Origin of the sequence: Vibrio sp. CB1-14, from assembly GCF_040412085.2 — a bacterium.
Classification (GTDB): Bacteria; Pseudomonadota; Gammaproteobacteria; order Enterobacterales; family Vibrionaceae; genus Vibrio; species Vibrio chaetopteri.
In genome coordinates this window covers 1,766,739-1,789,633 of sequence record NZ_CP115921.1, presented here as the reverse complement: position 1 = coordinate 1,789,633, position 22,895 = coordinate 1,766,739, and the positions used below count along the sequence as shown (strand labels likewise).

General features: G+C 45.2%; 20 protein-coding genes and 2 pseudogenes. 12 read left to right on the top strand and 10 right to left on the bottom strand.

The window, feature by feature from the left end; genetic code table 11:
- The first annotated feature begins 28 nt into the window (after positions 1 to 28).
- The 4 genes and pseudogenes from PG915_RS23845 (at position 29) to yqfB (ending at position 4,550) form a co-directional block, all read left to right on the top strand.
- The gene (locus PG915_RS23845) at positions 29 to 1,177 is read left to right on the top strand and encodes an exonuclease SbcCD subunit D (RefSeq protein ID WP_353499439.1); all 1,149 of its coding nucleotides are present in this window, start codon (positions 29 to 31) and stop codon (positions 1,175 to 1,177) included.
- A 4-nt stretch (positions 1,178 to 1,181) separates the two neighbouring features.
- Positions 1,182 to 2,733, top strand: a pseudogene (locus PG915_RS25150) (AAA family ATPase); the annotation flags it as partial.
- Between the two features lie 950 nt (positions 2,734 to 3,683).
- Positions 3,684 to 4,229 (top strand): annotated as a pseudogene (locus PG915_RS25145) (SbcC/MukB-like Walker B domain-containing protein); the annotation flags it as partial.
- 12 nt (positions 4,230 to 4,241) lie between these two features.
- Positions 4,242 to 4,550 carry a N(4)-acetylcytidine aminohydrolase gene (gene yqfB, locus PG915_RS23835; RefSeq protein ID WP_353499437.1) on the top strand — a complete coding sequence of 103 codons (309 nt, stop codon included), beginning with the start codon at positions 4,242 to 4,244 and terminating at the stop codon, positions 4,548 to 4,550.
- Between the two features lie 81 nt (positions 4,551 to 4,631).
- Here the strand turns inward: yqfB and PG915_RS23830 are convergent, their stop codons facing one another.
- Positions 4,632 to 5,600 (bottom strand): ADP-ribosylglycohydrolase family protein, encoded by a 969-nt coding sequence (locus tag PG915_RS23830; protein ID WP_420884639.1) that lies wholly within the window; start codon positions 5,598 to 5,600, stop codon positions 4,632 to 4,634.
- A 154-nt stretch (positions 5,601 to 5,754) separates the two neighbouring features.
- Between PG915_RS23830 and PG915_RS23825 the strand changes: the two genes are divergently transcribed.
- The gene (locus PG915_RS23825) at positions 5,755 to 7,023 is read left to right on the top strand and encodes an O-acetylhomoserine aminocarboxypropyltransferase/cysteine synthase family protein (protein ID WP_353499436.1); all 1,269 of its coding nucleotides are present in this window, start codon (positions 5,755 to 5,757) and stop codon (positions 7,021 to 7,023) included.
- 62 nt (positions 7,024 to 7,085) lie between these two features.
- Here PG915_RS23825 and PG915_RS23820 read toward each other — a convergent pair whose 3' ends face one another.
- The 3 genes from PG915_RS23820 to PG915_RS23810 form a co-directional block, all read right to left on the bottom strand.
- Positions 7,086 to 8,102 (bottom strand): OmpA family protein, encoded by a 1,017-nt coding sequence (locus PG915_RS23820; protein WP_353499435.1) that lies wholly within the window; start codon positions 8,100 to 8,102, stop codon positions 7,086 to 7,088.
- A 141-nt stretch (positions 8,103 to 8,243) separates the two neighbouring features.
- The gene (locus tag PG915_RS23815; RefSeq protein ID WP_353499434.1) at positions 8,244 to 9,074 is read right to left on the bottom strand and encodes a LysR family transcriptional regulator; all 831 of its coding nucleotides are present in this window, start codon (positions 9,072 to 9,074) and stop codon (positions 8,244 to 8,246) included.
- Positions 9,075 to 9,167: 93 nt separating this feature from the next.
- Positions 9,168 to 9,560: a glycine zipper family protein gene (locus PG915_RS23810; protein ID WP_353499433.1), complete on the bottom strand. Its 393-nt coding sequence runs from the start codon at positions 9,558 to 9,560 to the stop codon at positions 9,168 to 9,170.
- A gap of 508 nt (positions 9,561 to 10,068) precedes the next feature.
- Between PG915_RS23810 and PG915_RS23805 the strand changes: the two genes are divergently transcribed.
- The 6 genes from PG915_RS23805 to PG915_RS23780 all read left to right on the top strand — a co-directional run bounded on the left by PG915_RS23805 (position 10,069) and on the right by PG915_RS23780 (position 16,515).
- Positions 10,069 to 11,055: a cytochrome-c peroxidase gene (locus PG915_RS23805; RefSeq protein WP_353499432.1), complete on the top strand. Its 987-nt coding sequence runs from the start codon at positions 10,069 to 10,071 to the stop codon at positions 11,053 to 11,055.
- A gap of 134 nt (positions 11,056 to 11,189) precedes the next feature.
- On the top strand, positions 11,190 to 12,071 hold the full coding sequence (locus PG915_RS23800) for a 6-pyruvoyl trahydropterin synthase family protein (RefSeq protein ID WP_353499431.1): 882 nt from the start codon (positions 11,190 to 11,192) through the stop codon (positions 12,069 to 12,071).
- A 124-nt stretch (positions 12,072 to 12,195) separates the two neighbouring features.
- Positions 12,196 to 13,104: a DUF6279 family lipoprotein gene (locus PG915_RS23795; protein WP_353499430.1), complete on the top strand. Its 909-nt coding sequence runs from the start codon at positions 12,196 to 12,198 to the stop codon at positions 13,102 to 13,104.
- Between the two features lie 19 nt (positions 13,105 to 13,123).
- On the top strand, positions 13,124 to 13,363 hold the full coding sequence (locus tag PG915_RS23790) for a hypothetical protein (protein WP_353500208.1): 240 nt from the start codon (positions 13,124 to 13,126) through the stop codon (positions 13,361 to 13,363).
- A 125-nt stretch (positions 13,364 to 13,488) separates the two neighbouring features.
- A complete protein-coding gene (locus PG915_RS23785) occupies positions 13,489 to 15,015 on the top strand; it encodes an NAD(P)H-hydrate dehydratase (RefSeq protein ID WP_353499429.1) in 1,527 nt (508 codons plus the stop codon).
- 456 nt (positions 15,016 to 15,471) lie between these two features.
- Positions 15,472 to 16,515 carry a GMP reductase gene (locus tag PG915_RS23780; protein ID WP_353499428.1) on the top strand — a complete coding sequence of 348 codons (1,044 nt, stop codon included), beginning with the start codon at positions 15,472 to 15,474 and terminating at the stop codon, positions 16,513 to 16,515.
- Between the two features lie 108 nt (positions 16,516 to 16,623).
- On the opposite strand, the gene PG915_RS23775 is transcribed toward PG915_RS23780, so the two are convergent.
- A complete protein-coding gene (locus PG915_RS23775; protein WP_353499427.1) occupies positions 16,624 to 17,007 on the bottom strand; it encodes a hypothetical protein in 384 nt (127 codons plus the stop codon).
- Between the two features lie 271 nt (positions 17,008 to 17,278).
- Here PG915_RS23775 and PG915_RS23770 point away from each other — a divergent pair, with 271 nt between their 5' ends.
- Positions 17,279 to 17,659: an STAS/SEC14 domain-containing protein gene (locus tag PG915_RS23770; RefSeq protein WP_353499426.1), complete on the top strand. Its 381-nt coding sequence runs from the start codon at positions 17,279 to 17,281 to the stop codon at positions 17,657 to 17,659.
- A gap of 215 nt (positions 17,660 to 17,874) precedes the next feature.
- Here the strand turns inward: PG915_RS23770 and PG915_RS23765 are convergent, their stop codons facing one another.
- The 5 genes from PG915_RS23765 to PG915_RS23745 all read right to left on the bottom strand — a co-directional run bounded on the left by PG915_RS23765 (position 17,875) and on the right by PG915_RS23745 (position 22,895).
- The gene (locus PG915_RS23765; protein WP_353499425.1) at positions 17,875 to 18,582 is read right to left on the bottom strand and encodes a hypothetical protein; all 708 of its coding nucleotides are present in this window, start codon (positions 18,580 to 18,582) and stop codon (positions 17,875 to 17,877) included.
- 123 nt (positions 18,583 to 18,705) lie between these two features.
- Positions 18,706 to 19,152 carry an exoribonuclease R gene (locus PG915_RS23760; protein WP_353499424.1) on the bottom strand — a complete coding sequence of 149 codons (447 nt, stop codon included), beginning with the start codon at positions 19,150 to 19,152 and terminating at the stop codon, positions 18,706 to 18,708.
- A 161-nt stretch (positions 19,153 to 19,313) separates the two neighbouring features.
- Entirely contained in the window at positions 19,314 to 20,528 is a 1,215-nt protein-coding gene (locus PG915_RS23755) for a porin (RefSeq protein ID WP_353499423.1), read from the bottom strand.
- A 416-nt stretch (positions 20,529 to 20,944) separates the two neighbouring features.
- Complete coding sequence (locus PG915_RS23750; RefSeq protein ID WP_353499422.1) at positions 20,945 to 22,153, bottom strand: porin; 1,209 nt, start codon at positions 22,151 to 22,153, stop codon at positions 20,945 to 20,947.
- A 283-nt stretch (positions 22,154 to 22,436) separates the two neighbouring features.
- On the bottom strand, positions 22,437 to 22,895 hold the full coding sequence (locus PG915_RS23745; RefSeq protein ID WP_353499421.1) for an XRE family transcriptional regulator: 459 nt from the start codon (positions 22,893 to 22,895) through the stop codon (positions 22,437 to 22,439).

Below are 22,895 nucleotides of genomic sequence, written 5' to 3'. Positions count from 1 at the left end.
ATGGATTAGACATAACAAACTGAACTGAATGAAATTTATCCACACTTCTGATTGGCACCTCGGCCGGCAATTTCACAATGTGTCTCTGCTAGAAGACCAGCAGCACGTTCTTGAGCAAATCACACATTACCTTTCTGAGAATGACATCGATGCCTTGTTGATAGCAGGTGATGTTTATGACCGCTCTGTGCCGCCAACTGCTGCAATCGAAGTACTTGATGAGTTTCTTAATCACGTTATTCAGCAGCTTGGTATTCCTGTGATTATGATTTCAGGAAACCATGATGGCGCGAAACGCTTAGGCTTCGGCTCAAGGCAATTTGGTCAAGCTGGGCTGCACATTATCAGTTCGTTAGAACAGATTACCACGCCAATTGAGATTCAAGACAAAAAGGGCGAATCGGTGTTGTTTTATGGTCTTCCGTACACCGATCCAGAGCAAGTACGACATCACTATAAAGTCTCGGTGAGCAACCATGATGAAGCGCACCAACATCTTGCAGAGCAGTTGAACACGGTGTTAGACCCAACAAAGCGCAATGTCCTTCTTAGCCACTGCTTTATCGATGGGGCGCAAACCTGTGAGTCTGAACGTACTCTCTCTATCGGCGGAGCAGACCGCGTCAGTTATGAGCATTTTCAGCAGTTTGATTACGTTGCGTTGGGACATCTTCATCAAGCGCAAAAGCGCGGTGCGGAACATATTCGCTACTCTGGTTCTATCATGAAATACTCGTTCTCTGAGCAGCACCACAATAAAGCAATGACGCTCGTCGAGTTTTCTTCCGAAATATCTGAACCCGTCATCACAAGTGTTCCACTTACAAGTCCACATGATATGCGAATCATCGAAGGTGACTTGGCGGACCTATTGGAGCAAGGTAAAAACGATCCAAAAGCTGACGATTACTTGCTCGTTCGCCTTACCGACAAACACGCGATACTCGATCCTATGGCAAAGCTTCGTGAGGTATACCCAAATGTATTGCACCTAGAGAAGCCGGGTATGTTAATTGGTGTCGAAACCGAAATGGGGCATGCTCGATTGGGTCGTTCGGAACTTGATATGTTTCAGGACTTCTTTTTAGAAGTGCAGGGTGACGAAATGACTGAGAACCAGACCGAGATGATCTCGGATGTGCTAAACACCCTTCAGACAGCGAAACAGGAGCAGTAATTCGATGAAACCGTTAACGTTGACTCTACAAGCTTTTGGTCCCTTTTCTGGTGTTGAACATATCGACTTTCGCACTTTGGGCGACTCGCCGCTATTTTTGATCAACGGCCCGACTGGCTCAGGCAAGAGCTCTATTTTAGATGCTATCTGTTATGCGCTCTATGGTGAAACGACAGGCAGTGAGCGTACTGGCGATCAGATGCGTTGTGACTACGCTGATGCCAAGCTTTTAACCAACATTACGTTTGAGTTTGAATTGGCCGGGGTTCGTTACCAAATCACACGAAGCCCAGATCAAGAGGTACCAAAGCAGCGTGGCGAAGGGATGACAAAAAGATCCCATACAGCGCAGCTTATTAACCTTGATAACGACGAGCTTATTGCCAACAAACCTAAACCAGTGGCGACAGCTATCCAGGAACTCATGGGGCTAGACGTAAAACAGTTTCGTCAGGTTATGGTTATTCCACAAGGTAAGTTTCGCGAGCTATTAACGGCAAGTTCGAAAGAGCGTGAAGCGATTTTCGGCCAACTATTCCAAACTCAAATCTACACCACGATTGAGCGAGTGCTGTTTGAGCGGGCTGCGGGCATTAGAAAGGCTAAAGAAGAATTCGATAACCAAATCAAAGGCGCGCTGGATGTCGCCTCGGTGGAGTCGGAGTCGCAGCTTTCGCAAGCGCTCACTGAGTTAGCACCGCAGCTAGAACGGGTAGAGAGCGAACTTAATCAAGCAGAAAGCGTGAGAACCAAAGCGCAGCAAGAGCTAGATAATGCGCTTGAACTAAGCAAAAAGTTTTCGGCCAAAGCAGAGCTTGAACAGGCGCAGCTAAAACATCAACAAGGTAGTGAATCCATTGAATTGGTTAAGGCCCAGCTTAATGCTCATAAGGCGGCAGCTGCTATCCAATCGGAGTATGATAGCCAACTGCGCTTGACCAAAGAGTCCGCTACATTGGCAGAGCGCTTGAAAACTGGGCAAGGCAAAATTGCCGCTGCGAAGCAAAACCAGTTACAGGCTCAGGCTGCGTATGATGAAGCGAAGAAAGCGAGTGATAATGCTGAGCCGTTAAAGCAAGAGCGTTTTGAGTTAAACGCCTTAGTTGAGCGCCTAAAACAACTCGACAGTAAGAAAGTCGAGCTACAACAGGCAAATCAAAACCTCAGTAGCATTAGTGCAACTCAAACCACACTTGCCGATCAAATCAAAGCGATGACGCAACAAGAAGAGTCGTTGCATGTAGCTGTCGTCGATGCTGAAAAACAGAAGTCACAGCTTAGCGAATTCACTTTGTCCTTGGATCTAGAGAACAAGAAGCAGCAGGCGCTGCAGGCAATCGCGCAGATAGATGCGCAGCTAGAGAGCAAACACAAACAGCGAACGGAGTTAACGGGTACCATTACCTCAAAAGAATCCGTTGTGAGCAAGGCTCGTCAAACGCGTACTGAAGCAGAAATAGCTTGGCACAGTGGGCAAGCGGCTTTGCTCGCTGCTTCCCTAGAGCAAGATGCACCATGTCCGGTATGCGGTAGTGTAGAGCATCCGAATGTTGCCACGTTCTCGGGTGAAGTGGTGACGCTTGAGCAGGTTAATCGGTTAAGAGAAATAGAAACCGCTGCGAAAGATGAACTCACTCGCCATCAACAGTTATTCGCTGAGTTGGACAGTCAAATCGCTACGCTAATCACACGCAAACAGGAGTGGATGGATTCCCTGGGTGTTGATCATCAGCAGAATCTTGGCCAGTTTGCTCAAGATGTGCAGCGGACGATTGCCGATTTATCTGCGCGCATTGCCACTTTGCAAGCACTGAACATCGAGTTATTGCAGACACAATATCAACAAGCAGTAGCGAAGCGTGTAGAGCTATCTCAACAGCTCGAACAAACGACGACTCTAGTCAATGAGGCTACTAACCAAATTCAGCAGTTGAGTGGTGTAGTTGGCGCTTTAGAGTCGAGCAATAATACTGGTTATGCGACCGCACAAGCGGTACTTGGCCGTCAGCAAGCTATTGAGACAGAGCTTTCTCAAAAAGCATCAGCGTTAGAGCAGGCGCAACAAGTATTGAAACAGGCAAGTGAAACGCTTGCTAAGTTTGAATCTCATCTCGACACGTTGCAAAAACAGTTCGAAGAGTTAGAGCTTGCTTGTGAGAGCGCTTCGGCAACGTGGAACGTGGCGCTTGATGGGAGTGTCTTTGAGTCAAAACAGGCGTTCTTAACTGCCAAACTCAGCTCAGAAAGTGCCGAGCAAATGGCAAAACAAATTGAGCACTATCAGCATGAAGGCATTCGACTATCAGAGCAACTGAATCTACTGACAGCGCAGCTCAGTGAACAGTCAATGCCAGCAATAGACCAAGTCACCGAGAATAAACAGCAAGCTGATGTGGTTTATCAAGCTGCGCTCAAGCAGTATCAAACCTGTCAGTCTCAGCAGAACAGTTTGGAGCAGGTGCGCAAACGAATCGAAACCCTGCGAGCGCAAAATGAAGAGCTCGACAAGCAGTACCAAGTGGTAGGCACCTTGAGTGACGTTGCCAATGGGCGCACTGGCAATAAAATCAGTCTTCACCGTTTTGTACTCGGTGTTTTACTCGATGATGTTCTGATCCAAGCGTCGCAACGACTAAGATTAATGAGCAAAGGGCGCTACGATTTGAAACGTAAAGAGTCGCGTACTAAGGGTAATGCGGGCTCTGGCCTTGACCTTATTGTTGAAGATGCCTATACCGGAAAATGGCGCGATGTCGCAACGCTTTCAGGAGGCGAGTCCTTCATGGCCGCACTATCACTGGCATTAGGCCTGTCTGACGTTGTGCAGTCGTACAGTGGTGGTATAAGGCTCGATACTCTGTTTATTGACGAAGGCTTCGGTAGCCTCGACCCCGAATCTCTTGATCTAGCGGTACAAACGCTGGTCGAGCTTCAACAATCAGGCCGTACGATTGGGATCATTTCCCACGTGTCTGAGCTTAAAGAACAAATGCCGCTCCGATTAGATGTGCATGCATCACGCGTCGGTAGTACGGTTAGTTTGGTCAACTAGGAGAAAAACATAATGCGCGACCAAATCACTTTTTTTGAACGCTTCGAAGCCGATATCATGGCGGGGAAAAAGACCATCACGATTCGCGATAAATCAGAGATTGATTTCGAACTTGGCCGTACCATTCCGGTCGCCACATTTGAAGATGGACGAGTATTCGGTAACTTGAATATTCGCTCCATTACACCAATTTCATTCGATGACATCAACGCAACACACGCTGAGCAGGAGAACATGACTATCCCACAGTTGCGGGAGGTGATTAGCGAGATTTATCCGGGTGAGAGTGAGTTGTATGTGATTGAGTTTGTGGTGGAATAGCGCCTCAAAGACAAACTCCCCGCTAGCGCGATGCTGCGGGGTGTTCGATATAGGTTTGATTCTTCCTACCTGACGCTCTATTTATTTTCCAAACAATAGTCGCTGACACGCCAACAGCGATTTAGGCAGTGATACCTTCAGTTCCCAAGCTCTTGGGATGTCTTGCTCAGTTCCTTGGTAACACGCTGCCAATACAGCACCGAGCAGTATCGCGCGGCCGCAGTTGTCTCCACCACACAGTATATTTTCGCGAATGCTGGCTTCGTAGCTAGTGGCATTCAGTAGCAAATGAACAGTCACTGGAAATGATGCTTCTAAACCGCAGTGCATGCCTAGCTCTGTAGCCACTTCACTAGAGGGTTTTAAAACTCGCTCTTCGGCGCGCTTAATCGCTTCGTCTGTTAGATCTGACAGGCCTTTAGCACTATGCACGCATTCTATTGGCGTTTTACCTGATAATGCAGCTTTCAAAATGGCCGCAGAGGCGAGGGCATAAGCGACTGCCGCGTCATTATTGTTGGTAACGCGCACTGCTGATTCAACAAGTTGGTTTAGGTTTTTATCCTCGTGATGAAGGGCTAGCAATGGTGGCAGCTTGGAAATCGCGGGGTTTTGTGTATCGTCTGCTCCCAGGTTCGACAATGGCTTATCTTCAGCTTCAAGTGCATGAGCGTTAAGCAGAGTGAGTTTGGTCGGCTTATCTATGTAACCACGCCATTTGCCTCCCATATCAAACCACTCTCGAAACGCTTGAATGTACTGCGCTTCGTCGTATTGCCCATGCTTTGCGATAGCATCTAGCATCGCTATCATTTGGACTCCATATTGTGAGTAGTCACCGGGCTTTTTACCTTCGTGGGCGTAATAGCCTTTATCTATGTAGTCTTTGGCATTTGGCGCGTGGAACTCTGGAGTGCCATTTGAGAGGGTTTTGATGGCGACTTGGTCATATAACCAATGAAAGCCCATAGACGCAGCATCGGCGACCAAGGCGCCAATCACGGAATTTAATGCTCGATTATTTTCACTATTCATCTCGTGTCCATACATCACAGAAGTAATCCTTGAGTCTGTTATTGTAGGCGCTTTGGGGTAGACTTTTTTTGGGCTAACGCAAATTTCTGCGCTACGGCCTTAGTGTTCGAATAAGGCTACGGGCCTCATGAGATTTATTCAGTACGGAACTTATGTGAAAGGAAGAGCGATGAAAGACGAGACTTTATCAATACATCACGGCTACGAAACGGATCCAACCACCAAATCGGTTGCAACACCTATTTATCAAACAGTGGCGTATGAGTTTGACAGTGCCCAACATGGTGCTGACCTCTTTAACCTCGAAGTTCCGGGAAATATCTACACTCGTATTATGAACCCGACTAACGACGTGCTTGAACAAAGAATGGCTGCGCTCGAAGGTGGTATTGCAGGGCTTGTCGTGAGCGCGGGTAGTGCGGCTATTAACTACGCTATTTTGACGCTGGCAGAGGCGGGAGACAATATTGTATCGACGCCACAGCTCTATGGCGGAACCTATACTCTGTTTGCACACATGCTGCCAAAGCAGGGGATTCAGGTGAAGTTTGCTAAAGATGATAGCCCTGAGTCGATTGCAGAGCTTATTGATGAGAATACCAAAGCCGTTTATTGCGAATCGATTGGTAACCCCGCGGGCAATATCGTTGATATCGAAGGTATCTCGACAGTCGCACATCAGGCGGGTGTGCCTGTTATCGTTGATAATACGGTTGCGACGCCAGTACTTTGTAAGCCGATTGAGTTTGGCGCAGATATCGTTGTCCACTCGTTAACTAAGTATGTTGGCGGCCATGGAACCTCCTTGGGAGGCATTATCATTGATTCCGGTAAATTCCCTTGGGATAAACATAAAGATCGCTTCCCAGTGTTCAATCAGCCTGAACCTTCGTATCACGGCGTTGTTTACACCGAAGCTTTTGGACCAGCGGCATTTATCGGCCGTGCTCGAACGGTGCCACTTCGCAACACTGGCTCTGCATTGTCACCGATGAATGCATTTATGCTACTTCAAGGTTTAGAGACGTTATCGCTGCGAATGGAGCGCCATACAGAAAATGCCATTAAGGTCGCTGAGTTTTTGCAAAATCATGAGAAGGTGAGCTGGGTATCTTATGCTGGCCTAGAAAGCTCACCACACTTTGAGTTAGCGGCAAAGTATATGAAGGGAAAACCTTCTGCAATTTTGTCATTCGGTCTGAAAGACGGTTATGAAGCGGGCGTTCGTTTCTATGATGCCTTGGCCATTTTCAAGCGTTTAGTCAATATTGGAGATGCTAAATCCCTTGCTTGTCACCCTGCATCCACTACGCATCGCCAAATGAGCGAAACTGAGCAGCGTGAAGCCGGAGTGCGGCCTGAGATGATTCGCTTGTCTGTGGGTATTGAACATATTGATGACATTCTTGCCGACCTTGAACAAGCTTTGAAAGCATAAGTTTGTTCAATAAAAATCGGGCCTTTAGTTTGGCCCGATTTTTAGTTAAGTCTTGCTATGACTTATTGTGTCTTTTCTACCATTTCTTCAACAGTGTACTCAAACTCTGGAACCGTGATTTCAACGCGGCGGTTTTGCGCACGGCCCTCTTTAGTAGAGTTGTCCGCAATTGGGTTCGCTTCACCCATACCGCTTACAGACATTCTCGAACGGTCGATACCCTGAGACTCTAGATAAGCTGCAATAGACTCTGCACGTTCTTCAGAAATGCGTTGGTTTACTTCTTCAGGACCTGAAGAATCGGTGTAACCGACAATGGTAACTGTCGCTTCTGGGTGCTCATTCATTAGCGCGATGAGAGGATCAAAGTCAGACTTCTTACTCTCTTCTAGCTCTGAGCTATTGAAGGCGAACGTTTCTTGACCTTGAACTTGCTCGAAGGTCTTGGTCAAAATGACCGCTTCAACAACAGGTGGTTGCTCTTCCACCGGAGCTTGTGTTGCCGCCGCTGCTGCCGCTGCTGCGGCCGCTGCATTGCCAAATGAGTAAGACACGCCTAGCCAGAAAGTATCGACATCTGTGTCAAACCAACCATCTTTGACACCATTGATTCGTTGATACTCAAGACGGCCAGACCATGCTGTAGCGAAGTCATACTCAACACCTACACCGCCCATAAGTGCAGTATTCGTGCGGTCCCCATAAGTTGTGTATGCACCACCAATCTTACCAAATACAGCCCAGTCATCGGTAAATGGATAAGAGAACTTAGGTGCTAAAGTGAATGCACTCATGTTTGCATCTTGGCGATAACCTGTAGACCCGTCGATGAACGACGTTTCGTAGCTACCTAGCCAGTCATAAGCAAACTCAAGTGCGATATAGTCATTCCAATCGTATCCGCCAAAGAAACCTGCACTAAAACCACTATCTGTACAAGGTGCTCCGGAGATGTTACAAGCGTCGGAGAGTTGCGAACCCCCTAAACGAGCGCCTATATATGTACCTTCGTCGGCGAAGACGGGTGCTGTTGCCGTCAGTGCGCCTAATATTGATGCTGCTACCACTGTTTTTCTCATAATGACGTCCTTTTAATCGTTAACGATGCGATTAGATACATCACCAGTAAAAATAGGTTAGCTTTTGTGTATTTTCAAAAATAAACAAATAAGTTTCATATTGTTGTAGGCTAAATCGCGTCTATAGACCGTTTTAGTATGCTATTTGACAGAAACCGCTGAAGTTTGAGAGTAAGAGAGGGGTTTGTATTGACGTAAGATGGGATCGATTATTGAGATTAGCCATTGTATCTTATGTTCATTCTTACGAGAGGCTTTGGTGAGTATTGCTAAGTCGAGCTGTACTGGCGCTTTTTCTGGTACTTCTGTGGTTTGGTAACGCACTGTGTAGCAGTCATCCAGAAGTTGTGTCATTAATGCGTGGTTATCGACGAAAATTGTCGCCTCAGCGTCACTTTTTAATAATTTGTAGAGATCGATATGCTCATTTAAATCGGCAATGAGGTATTTAACATACTCACCTTTCTTATTGCCAAACAACTCGCCTGTACCAGTGTGTATGTACTTTTGATAGATGGATTGTGGTTTGTCTGTCAACGCATGCACGGCAAGATCGACTTCTTCTGTGAGAAGTAGAGACTCAGAGATTTTGGTCCATTGTCTTATCTCAATGGGCGCTTCGGTCTGCTTTCGAATTGCCTGAATGATTTCCTTGCCACAGGAAATGAGGTACGGCTCTATGAGGTGAAGGGTGATCTTGTCTAGTGCCGAAGGTGAGAAGTGATCAGGGGCAAGTGCTTCGCTGATTTGGTTGAGCGCGTGTTTTATCTTGGGTTCTAAAGCAATCGCATAGCTAGTTGGAGTTAGACCTTGGGCATTGCGTATAAAAAGTGGATCATCGAGTTCATCTCTAAGTTGCGCCAGCACTTTAGACACATAGGATTGAGATCGACCTAACGCCAATCCAGCTTTAGAGGTCGAGCCGGCCTCCATGATCGCTAAGAAGACACGTAGGGCATTGAGATCGTTCATATCAGTTTACACCAGTGAGTTTTGAGCATAACTAAAACGTAAACGAAATAGACTGATTTCTCAATGCCTTGTATCTATAAAGGCGGTCTATTACTAATTAAGAACAACGTAACCACGGTTTGTCATACAGTTTTTAATAACGCTTTGCTGATCTTGCTTATACTGTTCGGCATTGTCTCGGTTCGCTCGACCTCGACCTAATACGCCTGCTGCAAGGCCTACCGCAGCGCCTTTTTTAGCCCCCTCAGTACCTGAACCGCCAGCTATCGCAACACCGGCAGAACCTAATGCTGCGCCTTTCGCTGCGCCGCTAACTGCACCGCCAGAGGCTTGTTGTTTTTGTACTTGTCCAGCCATTTCTTCACATTTATGCAAATCGTAGACGTAATCCTTTTCATCCACACCTTCCATATCGACAATGATGTTCGCGAAACTTGGCATTGATGCGAACAGAGTTAGCGCCAAGGTATAGACAGTTTTTTTCATAATCGTGCTCCAATTGGTTAGAGTACCATGGTAAACCATTGAAAAACTGAGTTTGGAATATCCTTTATTACCTCTGGAATTTTGCTGTTATGACGAAGGGAGATAGGCCATAAAGTGCCCGTTGTAGATAGTATTTACAGTGTGAATTTTCAAAATGAGTCACAAAATCAAACTGCATTTTTGCAGTTAGCGTTACGGGTGAAGAAACTTGATTTTAATCAACTAATTGCGTAAAGATTTTGTTTGTTAATTGTGATTTTAGAACTATCACTAATGCTGGGTGTTGTTGTAAATACGAGGCATATAACTGCATATGGGTTTTAACATTCCTTTTTTTCATCATCTCAATCGAGTTTTTGCATTATATAAAATGTAAGTTGTTAAATATTATTTCCGAGCCCAAGTAAGCGTTAAGCTAAATAATTATTAAAGGCTGGCGAGTTATTACAATTCGTTATGGTTACCGTATGCTTGCTAAATATTTATTGAATACATAAAAGGAAGTCGTATGAAGAAAATGTTGATCGTATCGCTGATTGCGGTAGCGTCATGCAGTAGTTATGCAGCGCGTCAAAGTAGTGAGCCAATTAAAGTGATTGAACCTATTGTGGGTCTTGATACAGCAAAGGTTGAGTTAGGAAAAACGCTTTGGTTCGAACCAAGGCTTTCAGCATCAAACACTATTTCTTGTAACTCTTGCCATAACGTTGCTACGGGTGGTGTTGATAATTTGCCAACTTCAATTGGTCACAAATGGGCAGTGGGTGGAATTAATTCACCAACCGTACTTAATTCAGATTTAAACTTCGTTCAATTTTGGAATGGTCGTGCTAAAGATCTTCAAGAACAAGCTGCTGGGCCAATTGAGAATCCGATTGAAATGGCATTTTCTCATGAGTTAGCGATTGGGACATTAAAGTCGATTCCACAGTATCGTGAGTGGTTTAAAGAAGCTTACGGTAAAGAAGAGTTCACGATTACTGAAGTGACGGATGCGATCGCGACGTTTGAGAAAACGCTTCGTACACCCAACTCAAAGTTTGATAAGTGGCTAAAAGGCGATGATTCAGCGTTAACCAAAGAGCAAGTGGAAGGCTACGCACTGTTTAAGCAAAAAGGTTGTACAGCCTGTCACAGTGGTCCATTAGCAGGTGGTCAAATGTATCAGAAAATGGGTTTAGTGAAGGCGTTTAAGACCGACAATCCAGATGTCGGTCGCAAAGCTGTGACCGGCAACGATTTTGATAAATACGTGTTTAAGGTTCCAACGCTTCGCAACGTTGAACTGACATACCCTTACTTCCATGACGGTTCAGAGTGGGATCTACAAAAAGCAGTTGAAATCATGGCTGACATTCAGCTAGGTCAAACGCTTACCCCACAGGAATCTAAGAAGATCACGGCATTCTTGACAACGTTAACAGGTGAGCAGCCTCAAGTGACATTACCACACTTGCCGCCATCAACTCATGGTACAGCGCGTCCTCAGATCTAATCTATTTAGATTTGTTTACTTATTGATAAGCCCCTAGCTGGGGCTTTATTGGTTCTAATTGATGCTTCTTTTTGTGACATAGGTATAATGCGCAGTTCAGCGTAATGACAACTAATATCAATAAGGAATTCAGTTTGAATTTATTCGTCAGAGACCTCACCGTTATCGACTCTTCTTACCTATGCGAACAGCGTGGTATGGTCGGAGAGAGTTGGATTGTGGATGTAGTTTTGTCCGGTGAACTCAATGAGATGAGCATGGTGCTCGACTTTGGCAAAGTAAAGAAACAGATTAAACACTTAATTGATGAGCATGTTGACCATCGCTTACTCGTTCCTATGAAAAGCGGCGCTGTACGCCACCAAGCTTCAAAACCAGGCTACGCCAAGTTAGATTTCCTAAGAGGCGAGCGAAGCATACATCTTCACAGCCCTGATCAAGCGTTTTGCTTGATTGATACTGACGAGATAACCATAAAGTCAGTCACGGACTATATTTATGAGATCTTAAAAGGCAACTTACCAGGCAATGTACAAGGGCTTGAGATTACACTGCGCCACGAGATGATTAATGGCGCGTTTTATCATTACACCCATGGCCTTAAAAAACACGATGGTAACTGTCAGCGTATTGCACATGGCCATCGCTCTCCGATCGAGCTTGTAGTTAACGGGCAGCGTGATGTGGAGCGTGAAGCCGCGTTTGCTGCGCGTTGGCAGGATATCTATCTTGGTTCATTAGAAGATAAAGTATATCTTGCTGAGCTTAGTTTAAGTGACAATGCCACCGATATTACCGACGATACACACTACGGCTTTCGCTATACAGCACCACAAGGTGAATTTGAGCTTGCTATTTCTAAGCTAGAGACGGAAATTCTTGATACCGATACAACCGTTGAGCTTCTAGCAAACTGTATTGCGGATGAGGTGAGCAAAACCTTGACTGACAATCAAACACTGCAGGTGATCGCTTACGAAGGGGTCGGCAAAGGTGCCATGGCATTTCGCACTTAAAGAGTGACTTTTTTTTTCTTAAAAAACGCCCTAAAATGGGCGTTTTTTTGTATTTTCAATCTAATCTTGATGTATCGTGCGTATAACGGAATTGAGTTTATCTGCGTTCGACATGGAGAGAAAAGTGTTCAGGAAATCAAGGCTATGGCTGGTGGGATTGCTGTTGGTAATCACCGGATGCACAACAAAATTTCTTTATAGTAACCTTGATTGGTTACTAGTTGAGTATATTGATGATTACGTCACGCTCAGTGACGGTCAGGAAGACATCCTAAGTGAGCGGATTTTGTTACTCGGCCAATGGCACAAAGAGAACGAGCTTCCTCAATACGTAAAACAACTGGAGGCGATTCGCGCGAAAGATCCCAAGCAGGTCGATAGCGCTTATGTGCTGCAACAAATGAATGATGTGAGGACACATACTAAGAGACTTGTCGAGCAGGTTACTCCAGAACTGTATGCGTTGACTCAGCAAATGAGCGATGAGCAAGTAAAGGAGCTTATCGAAAACTTTGAAGAGAAGAACCGTGAGTTCGTAAATAAATATCAAGATATGAATGACGATGATGTTCGAGAAATCTATCAAGAGCGTATTGAAGAGAACTTTGAACGCTGGTTCGGGACGGTCACGAATGAGCAAAAAGGTTTTGCTAGAGAATGGGCGTCTAATATGCAAGTGACGGTGTTCGACTGGCAGGAGCATCGCAGGCAGATGAATTATTATATGCGACAGCTTCTTAATCGGCGTAATGACCTCGCTTACTATCAGCCAGAGTTTCAACGCTTCCTCAATGACTCAGACAGCTATTACTCACCAGAGCTTCAAGCGAAAATCGATCACAATCAGCAGCTCGCCGGAAAATATATCGCTCTCGCGATCAACAGCATTAACGCCAAACAGCAGGCGCATTTGGCCTCTGAGATTGATGATTGGCGTGATATCGCAAAAGACTTAATGACCTCAATGACATTAGACCATAGTCCAAGAGAAATTCTTGCACTTACCGCATACACTAAACGGGTACTAATATAAAGGAGTGAGTATCCCTATGATGGAGTTAGGACTATTCTGGACGGAAAAAGCACTAATGGTAGTCGGTGCGTTGTTTATTTTGACTGGCATTGTGCAATACGGACGCCGCAGCCACGACTGGAAAGGTGTGGTGACCATGTTTTATAAACGTGTTCCAATGAGTGTCGCTGAATACAAGCGTTACAGGCTCGGAGTCGCGTTGATCATCTTTGCTATCGTCCTTCGTTTTGCTCTTCATATATTCTGGCCTCAGTATTAGCTAATTCTTACTATGAGATGTGTGCAGCGAGCGTTTCTAATTTCGCGTTCACTCACTCTAGTTCACAGTTACAGCGCGGACTCTCTGATACGCTTGTTGATGCAAGCACAGAAAAGGGACGCGCTATGATTTCAACACCCTCAAGTCATTCATCTCTCCCAGAGAACCTCTATACCTCCAATCAAGTTCGTGAAGGCGAAGTGCTTGCAGCGCGAGCATGTCATGTTGACATGTATTCCCTGATGCTGCGCGCAGGCCAAGCTGTTTTTGATGAGCTACTTCATCGATACCCAAACGTTAAACACATCCTGATTTGCTGTGGAAAGGGCAATAACGGCGGGGATGGTTATGTTGTCGGTAAGCTTGCTCTTGAGCGTGATCTTGCAGTGACTCTTTGGCAGGTAGGCTCTGAAAAGGAGTTGAAAGGGGATGCTGCTACTGCGCATGATGCGTTCGTTAAAGCGGGCGGGGTGATGAGCTCTGAGCAAAATACGGTTCCGAGTTCGGTGGATGTGATTGTTGATGGACTGCTAGGCACCGGGATTAAAGGCGAGGTCAGGCCTTATTTTGCTCACCTTATCGAACGCCTTAATCAAGCGAAAGTGCCAATAGTCGCGATAGACACACCAAGTGGGTTAAACACGGATACTGGCGCAGTGTCGGGTAGCGCGATTGTCGCTGACTACACGGTCACCTTTATTGGTGTGAAGCAAGGTTTAGTGACAGGGAGTGCAAGAGCTCACACTGGTGTGCTGAGCTTTGCAGGTCTAGGTGTCGATGAGGTATTTGCAAAGCAAAACACAGCAAACGCGTTACTAGCGCAATCGCCTTGGCTTGAGATATTGAAAGCAAAAGCGCGTGATACCCACAAGGGAAGACAAGGTAGTGTGCTTGTCGTTGGGGGAAACGATGGAATGAGCGGCGCAGCCTATCTTGCTTCTTGTGCGGCTTTAAAATCAGGAGCGGGCTTAGCAGCAACCTATGTGCATCCGGAGAGTTGTTTGGCTATTCGTGCTTTGCTTCCTGAGGCTATGGTTAGTGGCAGCGCGGCGGATTCTGTTTTGCTTGAGCAGCGATCGCATTGGGCGAGCGCGCTATGCATAGGTCCAGGCCTTGGACGGAATCATTGGGGAGAGAGTGTTTATAAATCCGCCATGCAACTTAGCACCAAGTTCAATAAGCCAATGGTTGTCGATGCCGATGGTCTTTATTGGTTAAGTGTTGCCCTAGAGCATATGGACAACCGAGTATTAACGCCCCACCCAGGTGAAGCCGCAAGACTATTAGGTATCACAAGCACCCAGATTGAACACGATCGTTTTTCTGCCGCGCGCCACTTGCAGCAAAAGTTTGGTGGCGTTGTTGTGCTCAAAGGTGCTGGAACCATTATTTGCGATGGCTCAACGACCGTTGTTTGCCATGCTGGGAATCCGGGAATGGCAACGGGAGGAATGGGAGATGTGCTTGCGGGTGTCATCGCTTCACTCTTGGCTCAGGGCTACCCTGTTTTTAAAGCTGCAGTTCTTGGAACACTCGTTCATAGCTGCGCGGCGGATAGAAATGCGCGGATGAAAGGAGAAGTTGGCATGTTGGCTTCTGATGTGCTGAATGATATTCGTTACGTTTGTAGTGCGAAAAAGTGGTGGGATTGAGAAATTCAGCAAGATTTTTTCAAAAAAACGATCTTTTTAAAGAGGCTTTGAGTGATTTTTGAGCGCTAAAATGACAGGTTTTTGCTTGGATTTGTGTTGAACGATGAGATTTTCATCAATAGATAAACGTTTGCTTTGGAAGTTTAGAGTGGGAATATGTAGGGTGGTTTTTCTTAACTGCCTGATTTATGGGAAAATTGATGGTTTATTTGAGAGGGCGGGAGATTTTGCTGCGGGCGAATTTGTAGCTTTTCGGAATAGTACCACAAAAAATTGTAATATCAGTCTTGCGAGAAAGTTTTCGCGACCTATAATGCTGAAAACCGGAGCGTCTGCCAACGCTCCGGTTTTTTTGTGTCCGAAGAAAGGTGAACCGTCTGCCAACGGAAAGCCAACGCATTATGTTTAGACATATGCCCACTGGAACATGTACTAATAAATCGAGGAATTTTTACAATGCGTATCGAACAAGAACTTAAGTTAGGCTTTAAAGATGTACTGTTTCGCCCTAAGCGTTCAACACTGAAAAGTCGTTCTCAAGTAAATTTAACGCGCGATTTTACATTCAAGCACAGTGGTCGTCAATGGTCTGGTACACCAGTTATCGCTGCAAATATGGATTCAGTGGGTAGTTTTGAAATGGCAACGGCTCTTGCGCAGCACGGCGTAATGACAGCTATGCACAAACACTACACTGTTGAGCAGTGGGCAGAGTTCGTTAAAGGCGCATCAAAAGAGACGCTAAACAAAGTATTCGTATCAACGGGTACGTCTGAGCGTGATTTCGAGAAAACTAAAGAAATCCTAGCGCTTAGCGAAGATCTAGAGTTTATCTGTATCGACATCGCGAACGGTTACTCAGAGCACCTTGTTGAGTACGTACAAAAAGTTCGTGCAGAGTTCCCAAACAAGACTATCTCTGCAGGTAACGTTGTCACTGGCGACATGTGTGAAGAGCTAATCCTAGCGGGTGCTGATATCGTTAAAGTTGGTATTGGCCCAGGCTCTGTATGTACTACACGTGTTAAAACTGGTGTTGGTTACCCTCAGCTTTCTGCAATCATTGAATGTGCAGACGCAGCACACGGCCTTGGCGGCATGATCATCGGTGACGGTGGCTGTGCATGTGCGGGTGACGTCGCTAAAGCATTTGGTGGCGGTGCAGATTTCGTCATGCTTGGCGGTATGCTAGCAGGCCACGAGCAATCTGGCGGCGAAGTGTTTGAAAAAGACGGCGAGAAATTCATGAAGTTCTACGGCATGTCTTCTCAATCAGCAATGGACAAGCACTCTGGCGGCGTTGCTCAGTACCGCGCGGCAGAAGGTAAAACTGTACTACTTCCATACCGTGGTGATGTAAACGACACCATCTCCGATATTCTTGGTGGTGTGCGCTCTACTTGTACTTACGTAGGTGCAGCTAAGCTTAAAGAGCTTACTAAGCGTACCACGTTCATCCGTGTACAAGAGCAAGAGAACAACGTATTTGGTAAAGAGTAAATAGCTATTGGCTAGCAACTACTCTTAGTTAGATATCTAAAAAGAGCCGCTGATTAGCGGCTCTTTTTTTTGCTTAAATTCTTGTTGAACAAACGCAATAGAACATCTTTAGAAATGCTTAATCAAACTAGGCGTCTTTGAACAAAACCACCGATTAAAGACCGATTTGTACTCCCAGCCAAGCGAAAGAAGCTTTTTAGCCAGGCATTGGTTTTCGATAATCTCTACTTCTACCCCTTGGTAGTGGTAGGGGTTATTTTTAATGTAGTGAATAAACTGCGTGAGCACACCTTGTCCTCTAGCTGAAGGGACAAAATTCACTGAAACAATACTAAAACGGTGACTTCCCGCTGGGCTTCTCACTAAGCAATGACCATATTCACTTTCAAATGTTTCGGCAAAAACCGGAAATGGTTCTGACTGATATTTTGTTGAAATTTGGTCGTATTGAGAACAAAGATGCTGTAGGAGTTGCTGAGCTTTATAGTTCATGGTTAGTTATAGGTCTTGTTAATGTTATGTTTTACGATTTGTCACATCATCATTGTAGGTATAAATGCGGTTCTTAATAAGGTTAATGTTGGTATGAAAAGTTGCCGTATTTAGCGGGCGAAAACTAACAGCCTCTTATGAACAGCTATCGTACGTTTTAGCTTTTTGCACTCTTTCATAAGGATTTGGTGAAGTTTGGTTGTGACTTCAACATTTTCATTTCAGATTTACTCTATTGTTTAATCAGGTGATGGAAGCGTAGGGGAAAACTATGAACACACAACGTCACGGAATTACGATTGGAATAGAGCGCATTGAAGGCGAATCACTGCTAATTCTCAAGGCAACAGGCAAGCTTACTCATGAAGACTACCAAGCGATAACGCCAGTACTTGAGTCGAGTTTGCAGGGGATATCTGCCAAGCACATGAAAATGCTGGTCGACATTACCGAGTTTTCTGGCTGGGAGTTAAGAGCCGCCTGGGATGATTTTCAGTTAGGGTTAAAACTAGGCTTCAACATAGAAAAGATCGCGATTTACGGTGACAAAAACTGGCAGGAACTCGCGAGTAAAATAGGTAGCTGGTTTATTGCTGGAGACATGGCATCTTTTGGCAACTACCAAGACGCCATTGAATGGTTAACGGATTGAGGTTTAGAAGCCGAATGAGCGGCATCGATTGCCGTTTGAAGGGTATTCTTGATTATCTTTGGGTGCATATATGGTCGACCGCGTGTTGAACAATAGTATGTGAGCTCAACATGGCGTTCTTCACTTGTATGATTTTATCTTCATTGCCAAACCTACAGTTGTTAAATAGTACATAGGCAAGGCCGATGTCTTTGAGGACGCTACGAAGTCTGGTCTCACTTTGCAGAACCAACTTTTTTGCTGGCAAGTTTGCCAGCAGCCCATTGGCTGCCTTTTTTGACGCCTACTCCGGTTCCACTAACACCTTGCTTGATTGCGTAGCCCGCCAAATGGTTACCAACGCCATTTGCGACGGGTTTGAGAGCCATGCTACCATATGACGTACCGACACCGACACCAAACCCTACAGCTTGTTTAGCGACTGCTTTTGCTTTTGCTTTGGCTGCGTTTTTGTTCACCATAGTGGCGTAATCGGTCAGCGATTTGACCGACCTTTCAGCAAGTTCAAGAGCCATACCCAGGTTTGCACATTCTGCAATGAGTTTGTTCTCACCCATGTCGTGTCGAAGTATGTCGAAGTTAGGTGATTGTGCGATGAGCTTATAAACAGCTTGAGCATGAGAGGGGAGGCTCTCCCAAGCATCGGGATCGAAGCCATCAGGCACTTTCGCTCGTTGCATCACGTTGGTTGTTGGAGTGTGTGGTTGGGAACTTTGTTTAGAATGGTGTTGGATGGGAGAGTTCGCAGCGTGGAGTAGACGATTATCTTGGAGGTTGGGTTGACGCTGAGCTACGTTGGGTTGTTCAGAATTGCTGCGCTGATCCGACAAAGCCTTCGTGGAAGCCGCACGTCGCTGGGTGATCGATGGTTGATGTTGTTTCTTTTTCTGCTGCGGCTGAGGTTCAAGCAAATCTGAATACATTGTATAACGTCTCCCTAACGACTTGTTATGAATTGATGTTGTTATCACGATATGCAACAACATCACTCAAAATAGGTTAGGAGAGATTTGCTCAGAATCTAGGTTTTACCGAACAGTTGATGTTTAGTTTTCAGTGTTGATCTCTGCGTAAGAGTGCAACAAGTCATTCAGTTCCTTTACCCAGCCTAGTACGTCTTTAGGTCGGTTATTCAGCAACACTTCGACGTGGTTACAGTGGGTCTGCAACGGGATCGCTTTTTCAAGGTTGAATGACACGGAGTAGAAGTGCCATAAGACGAGACGCGTCATACGCTCACTGTTCTGGATAGCATTGTCTGAATCGTCAAATGCTTGTTGAATCTCACACAGAGCAATCGCGGTCATTCTTAAAATGGCGTCAAGCTGGGTTGCTAGCATACGTTCTTCGTTATCCACTTCTTCTTGCTCGAAGGTGAACAGCTCGGTCATTACGTCCTCGGGTACCATGCGGCTTATCATACGCGCAGCAAATTCTTCAAGTTCTTGTCGTGGCATGGTGTTGAGGGTATCGAATGTGTAATCAGGAATCATGGTGAGTCATCTAGCTATGTATTTGATGGTGCATTGTAAGCTTTGTAACTCGATTTGCCATCCATTGTTCGTCTTTTAGTGTCGAAATTATCGAAGCAAGGTGCTTGATATGATCATCAAGCACCTTAGTGGCTGTGTTTAGTCTCTAGAGGTTGAGATGGCTAAAATAATACGGCCGCACCGAGGAAGATGTGAGTTGCGTTACCGCGAAAATCAGACGGAGCAGCACCTGATTGCCAATCTAGGGTTTGATTTAGCGTGACATCATCGTGGTAGGCTTCCATGTACAGCTCCCCCCAAGGCACCGGAGCCCAAGCTGCCCCGACGTTGATCATACTCACTTTAGTATTTGTGGTTTGCGTTAGGTTGTTCTTATCGAGTGCCCACTCATAGCTGCCGTAAACTCGCACGGCATCGGTGATAAACCAGTTGGCACCAACACCAATATTGTCGGTAGTACCATCGAAACTGGGTGCCGCAGTGCCATCTTGCGCGTTGAAGCGCTCATAGCGTCCGGATACAGAAAGCTGACCGTCAAAGAAGTGATGCTCTAACGCCAGAGCGTACTGTTGTACTTTGGCATCGCTCGCGACAAGGCTAAATGATGGATCAGGGATGCCCAGTAAGTCGATGAATTTACCATTAATATTATTTGCTTGGTTATAGGCAAGCGCCACATAGGTACCAAAATCGAATGTGTAGGTAGCGGCAACACCAAAGCCGTTGTCTATTGAGATATTTGGCGTGTCTTCAGTTGGTTGAAAAACGGAACCAAAATTGAGCCCGTTACCGAAAGAAATTTGTTCAACATTCCTACTCGCCTGGTATTGAAGCCCCAAATAAAAGCTATCGGTCTGTTTTGACCAAACCACGGTATTAGCAGTGCGACGACTGCCAAGTTCATCTGATTGCATCATGTTAAGTCCGCCAGCCCAATAAGCGTAATAGCCCTTATCGGTTTTCATGTAGGGACTCTCTTGTCTACCGATGGTCACTTGGCCGTAATCGTCATGCGCAAACCCAACGTAGGTTTGACGTTGTTGTAGTGCCTCGTCAGATGTATCGGACTGTGTACCGAAGTTCACATCCCACTCGAGTTTTACAAGTCCACGCATTGAACCCACTTGGTGAGAGAGGTCGATACCGACGTAAGAACCTGGATCCTCAATGTGAACAATATCGCTGTTGTAGTTATAACCTTCAGGACTTCCCATCGCAGAGGATTGGTCATAATCATATTGGCTCACTTGCGCGGCAATAGCGCCGTAAACGGAAAGCTCTGTACCTTCTTGGTTATACAGTTCGACAGCGGCAAGGGCGGGAAAACACGTCAATGTAAATGAAAACGTTAAAAGTCTAATGCAATGTCTGTTCATATGTATTCGTTCTAGTGGTAGTTGATTGGTTGGATTGCTTATGGGTAGTACGTAGTTAATGAATGAGGTCTATTAACAGTGTCTATTCTTGTTTTGTGCTGAATTGCTTCCTTTTCAGATTATTTTGATGTGGATTCTATGGATAAAATGGTGATGAATATCGGGTTGAAATCACAGTTTATATTTTTATTAATTTTTATTTGTTGGGGTTATACATGGTTTGTGGTCTGAACTATTGGATATTTGTATGATTGGTAATTGAGGGATAATGTGTGCTCATTTATTGAGCTGAAAGCTTCTTTGTTGATCGAGTCGCTGAGAGAAGTGATTAGGGGGATAAATAAAAGCCCTTTGCACAGAAATGTACAAAGGGCTTTAAAGGAAACTTACTAGTTAGTGTCTAACTCAAGATGGCATTAGAAGAATACTGCAGCACCTAGGAAGAAGTGAGTGCCTTTGGATTCAACGCCAACAGAAGTAAAGTCATTGAAGTTCAGACCATCGTTAAGTTTAAGATCGTCCGTATAGCTTTCTAGGTAAACTTCACCCCAAGGCACGGGAGCGTATGCCGCACCTAGGTTAAACGAAGTCATTTCAGTCTTAGTACGACCAAGTTTTTCGTCTTTCTCTTCGGCCATTTCGTAGCCACCGTAAATACGGACTGTTTCAGACACGTACATGTTTGCGCCAAGGCCAAATGTAGTCGTTTTTGAGTCAAATGAATTTAGGCCGTCTTTTGCTGTAAATTCTTCGTAACGCGCAGAAAGTGATAATGCGCCATCTAGCAAGTGTTGCTCAAGTGCTAGTGCGTACTGCTTAACTTCTGCGTCAGTAGCTGTAATTGCCGCTGCAGCATCAGGGATTCCAAGAAGGTCAATGAAAGAACCGTTGATATCGTTAGCTTGGTTGTAAGCTGCCGCTAAATATGTGCCAGTTTGCTCGATAGTATAGGCAACTGCTGCGCCATAACCGCCTTTGATTGTTACAGGATCACCATTAACTTCTAGCAATGAGCCAAAGTTCAGGCCGTTACCACCAAAGGTAATTAGGTCATCTACGCTGCGGCGAGCTTGATATTGTAGGCCTATATAAAGGTTATCAAAATCATTCTGCCAAACTACTGTGTTTTGAGAACGGCGACTACCAAGTTCGTCAGATTGCATCATGTTAAGACCACCAACCCAGTATGCGTAGTAGCCCTTGTCCGTTTTCATGTAGGGGCTCTCTTGGCGACCAATAGTAATTGAACCAAAATCATCGTGGCCGAAACCAGCAAATGTCTGACGTGCGGTTAGCGCGCGGCGACTATCAAGGTCTGTCGATGTTGAAAAGTCTACATCCCATTCAATTTTTGCAAGACCATACACTTTACCCATTTGGTGTTTGATATCAAAACCAAACCATGAGCCTGGATCTTCAATATGAGTTTGGTCTGAGTTATAAGCAAAGCCTGCGTCATTGCCGATAATCGTTGATTCGTCATAATCATATGCGCTGACTTGTGCTGCAATACCGCCGTACATGTTTGCGCTAGTACCTTCAGAATTATACAACTCAATTGCAGCAACTTGCGATGCTGCAAACACACTTACTGCCAAAGTAGAAAGCTTGAATAGACTTTTCATATGTATTCCTTTTTATATTTATTCCGTTTTTCGGATATAAGAACCCCCTTCAAAAATATTTCAATTTTCGAATACCACTATTGGGGGACATTATTGGAGAGTTGGTTATATTCGGTTTGTGGAATATTCCTTTGCTCTTAATAAATCTGTTTGTTGATATTAGTGTAAGGTATTTTATTCAAACATGCGTTTAATCTTGGTCACATTTATCAAAGGAGTGAATGTTGAACTATTTGTAATGCGAATACATGGGGCGGTATAATCTATGTGTCACAGATGGATGTTACGATTTTGTTGCGCGGGTTTGAGTTGGTGTAAATGCTCTGGGGTTTTTAGTGGGTAATTTATTAGTTAGTGATGCTAGCAAGCACCTTTTCATACCATGAGCATCTAAATGCCCATCACTTTTCTTAGTCGCACGTAAGTATTGATAAGCGATGATGAGTTTGCGATGAGTGAGGGTGTCACTTTCAGCGAGCTTATTACCTAGTACGGTTTCGTGAGCGAGTTGGTAGGCGGGCATATCAACCACTTCTGCTTGACGATATAAATAGCCGCAGCCAGTGGCTAGCCACTCAAGTGAGCAGTTGGCTTTCATCGCGATTTGATTAGCTTTTGCTAAGCTTGGTTCACTGCCTTTAAGATATTTGCGTATAAGTGCTTCAGAGAGTTCAACGCGGCGAGCGAAGCCACTGACGCTTTCTTGTCCAATCAATTCTTTAAGTCTTTCAGCAAAGCTCAC